1 protein-coding gene is annotated in these 4,448 nt (G+C 46.2%); it reads right to left on the minus strand.

The window, feature by feature from the left end; all coding sequences use genetic code 11:
- Positions 1–4,448 (minus strand): FG-GAP repeat domain-containing protein (locus E1163_RS05790; protein WP_185155979.1); only part of this gene is annotated, 4,448 nt, incomplete at both ends.

Below are 4,448 nucleotides of genomic sequence, written 5' to 3' on the forward strand. Positions count from 1 at the left end.
ATACCAGTTGATGGTATAATCGGCATTGGGCACTACACCGTCTATGGTGGTAATTTCAATGGCACCGTTATCGGCAGCAGCGCAGTTAGTACTTGGCGTAAAGGCTTCGACAATGTTAGGCAGAACAGGCGTAAAATCTACCACTACCTGTACCGGATCGGAGATACAACCCAATTGGTCATTTGCAACGGTAACTTCGTAGGTACCGTCCTCCAGATTACTCAGTGTGGCGGTAGCCTGACTGTTAACTGCACCTGTACCGGTATTGGTAAAGGTGTAAGTATAGGTTTGCCCTGTTTCAAAATTAGGGTCTGTCAAAGAAACCACTCTTATTTCACCTGTAAAGGCACTGCTGGCCAGGGAGGCATCACACACCGAATTAGGATCTGATTCCAGACTGAACGTCGGCAATACGCTATTATCAGGCAGATTGTATGTTTCTGTATTAATACAGCCCGTCACGTTATTGATTACTTCAACGGTATAAGTGGTTGCTCCTGGTATTTCACTATACAATACACCTGTGGCGTCTGGGGTCCTTGCGCCTCCTCCGTCAAATTTAACGGCATTGCCATCGTACCAGTTAATGGTATAATCCCCCGGCGCTACGCCATCGATAGTCGTAATTTCAATTGCACCATTATCGGCTCCTCCGGGACAATTGGTGCTGGGTGTAAGCACCTCTCCTATTACCGGTAGTGCTTCGACATCAAGAATTTCTATAGTAACCGGCACTGAAGTACAGAACAGGTCTGTCCGGGTAACTTCTACGGTATAATAGCCTCCCGGCAGTTCGCTCAGTACAGGAGCAGTGGCATCGGTCGTAGCTATTACAGGGTCACTGGTGGTAGTCCCGTTATACCAGGTAAATTCATATTGTGGGTCGGGCAAAGTAACAGGCGTACCTTTAAAAGTAACTGATGCCGTGATCTGCCCGTTGTATGCCGCTGAGGCCAGGCTTGGATCGCAGGTAGTGTTGTCCTGCTTAGTTAACGTCAGAACGGGCACATTAACATCCTGGGTAACAATAGTATCGGTAGTGCTGAAACAGTTATTAGCATTGGTAACCTTAACAGTATAAGGAATACCTCCTCCTTCAATACCTTCGGCAACCTCTCCATTTGTTCCTGAAGTATTGGTATGCAGGTTGGCCGGTAATGTGTTCTGCCCTCTAAACCACTCAATGGTATAATTCAACGGGTCATCAATTACCCCACCATTGGAAATCACTACTTCCAGAATACCGTTCGGGTTATTAGGATCGCAGGATGTTTGCGGAGCTATTTCGTTAATTACCAGTTCAGGATAGGTACGATTATCGGTAACCTGAACAATTTGCAGCGGAGAAGACTCGCATCCTGAAACAATTTCGGAAGCAACAACCGCATAATAGCCAATATCCAAACCTGATCTGGTAGGCCCTGAACCAGTAGATGGCGGCAGGACACTTCCCAAGGTGCTGGTGGCATTGTTATAGAAATACCAGTCAAAAACGTAGTTGGCACTATCCTGCAACACTGTATTGATAAAGGCCTGAGCGGTTACAATACCACTTCCCGGGTTGGCACAATTATTTACATTTTGCACCACTGATGCTACCACGTCAGGTTCTGTTGGTCCACCTATGGTTGTTGATACACGCTCGGTACAACCACTTTTTATAACATCCACAATCCACTCTCCCTCGGTAAGGTCGCTGGCAACAGGGCCGGTTACTCCTATAGGGCTAAGGTTATTATCATACCAGATAAAAGAATATCCGGCCAGACCGCCTTCTATAGTAACCTCCAGTTCTCCATTAGGGGGGTAGCAATGTGTCTGATGCGAATTAATAAGGATATTGACAACAGGGTCAACCCCTTGCCGTAACACTGTATCAGTTACCGGCAAGCTGGAACATCCCTTCTCCAAATTGGTAACTACCACGGTATAGGTACCATCGGCAAGGTCTGTCAGCCAATCCGAGCTACCTTCAGGGTCAGGCATAGCATTGGTGGTGTCTGAGCCAATATACCATTGAAAACCGTAGAGGCTATAGTCTGACACTTCAACACCATTTCGTTTCACCACTGCTCTTATCTCTCCGGTATCCGGTGCAGTGTCGTCACACTTGAAATTATCGGCAATATTCTCAATTTCAACAGTAAATGGCTCTGGTATAATGTCAATTGCAAATACGTTATTATCAAGTTTACACTCCTGTAAGCCACTTCCACTGGTGGTATCGACAGGAAATTGCGTTCCGTCATCATTAAGTATGATGTAAAGCGTAGTGGGCTTTCCACTATAATCAAAAGTAACCCCGGCTGTTGTCACAGTATCACCCACCTGGAGATTTGTTAGTGTCAGTACATCAGCGTGCAGGAAAGTTGCAGGTTCTCCGGTTACCGGGTCAACCGCCACTGTCGGATTACCTTCCCAAAAGCTTACATCCACATTATCCGAGATTACCAGAGAACCGCTGTTGATGATATTGAAGAGCACTTCTACACCCAGATCTCCACATTTAGGAGGAATCACCACCACTGCAGGAAAGTAATCAGGGTCGTTAGGATCCACATTCGGATCACCCGGATCATCGCCCACAAACGAAATATCAGGTGATGGGTAAAAAGGACAACCATCAGGACCAATGGATGGTACCTGGTTAAGGAAAGTGTTAAAAGGTCTTTGAGGACCAGGCAAACCATTGTCGCAAGGGCCATCGGAAAATACGGTACCCATATCAAACCTGGGACATGGTACACTCAGATCATCAGCAATATTGGTCACAAAATACCCTGACTGGTTCCATACACCTCTTGTCGGCAACCAGCTACTGTTTTGCGAGTAGAAGCATCTTAATTCTCCCAGTGCCTGCTGCTGAATAGGATCCTCTATATCAAAGGACGTATTTGTATTACAGGTTGTACAAAGGTCAGTAGCTCCATCTCCGTCAACATCGGCAATTATAGGGCCTTCTGTCATGGTATGAGACTGACATGCGGTACTCCAAAGTACATTTTGTCCTGTTTCCCCGTCTATCACCACCAATTGCTGCGAGTCTCGATATACGATTTCCGGGCTGCCATCATTGTCAAAGTCAAAAACCGTGGTGGCCACTATACCTGAACGGGAGTCATTAATCGTTCTAACCCATTTTTGAGAAAGTGCACCGGTGTTCGGGTCAACTTCAAGTGCAAAAAGCTGATTACCGGCAACAAAGGTTATCTCAAGACTTCCGTCACCATCTATATCTCCAAGGTTCGGTCGGCTGGTACCCCAAATCCATCCATCCGCATAATTGGGGTCTGGCGGAGTAAATGAACTTACCGTACCATTGGCGACATCCCAAAAGAATATGGCGGTCTCTCCGTTTTTACTGTCAAGGGCACCTGAAAGTACCACATCAAGGTTACCGTCCCCATTCATATCGGCTACACTGGTAGAACTGAAATTATCAAACCCGTATTCATTGGCATCAAACAGCTCCTTAGGAAACCATTGATCACCTCCCAGGGCGTTCATATCGGCAACCACTGTCATATCTGGGTAGGAAAGGATAAGGTTACCTACAACGATTTCCAGGTTACCACCCTCTATCATATCGACAGCCACTGGCGCCGATACTACTTCAGTATTCCAGTTACCAACATTTCCATCGGCCAAAAGTGCCCCTGTTGCCGCATCGTAAACCTGATCTTTAAGCACGATTTCTGCACCGCCATCGCAATCCATATCCGCAATAGTAATTTGCCCTGGCCTGTCCGGACCTAAAGGAATAGCATCAAAAAGAGGTACAAGATCAGAAGTCGAAGGACTGGCATTGGCCCTGAACCCTACCAGATAATAGCCTTCCGGCTCAGAATTCGCATTCTTTCTTTTACTTACAATGGAGAATATCTCAGCGGGGCAACTACCATCTATATCGGCTATAAGTACTTCCAGTTCAAAGAAGAAGTTACCACTGGGGAATATCTTGCTTCCCGGTGTTTTGAAGTCCTGGATAATATCGCCTTTATCAGAACCATCGGCCTGATTGTCAGAGGTAGCAACTACCCGGATAGTCTGGTTCCACTTGGAGGTAGTAACTACATCAGGTATACCGTCGCAGTTCACATCTCCAACAGCAATTTTTGATTGCGTATCAACAGTATTTTGTCCGGAATTGGAAGGGTTTACAAAATCAAAAGTACCTGTTCCCTCGGGTGTAATTGAGCAGTCACTGTCTCCTTCTCCCACAAAGGTAAGTCCATAGAATCCGGCACAATCGGAATCTGAAACATCCGCTCCGCCATCACCATCATTATCAATACCATCCGCACAGTTACATCCTTTTTCGATATTGGCGGCGTATTGACAATTGGAGTCACTGCAGTCTATCAGGTTATCACCATCATCATCCACTCCATTGTTACATAGTTCCGTTTGGGCTATTGCAAAACCTGCGTAGAAAACCAGCAGAAAGG

The sequence above is a fragment of the Fulvivirga kasyanovii genome (genome assembly GCF_009711405.1).
In the GTDB taxonomy this organism is placed as follows: Bacteria; Bacteroidota; Bacteroidia; order Cytophagales; family Cyclobacteriaceae; genus Fulvivirga; species Fulvivirga kasyanovii.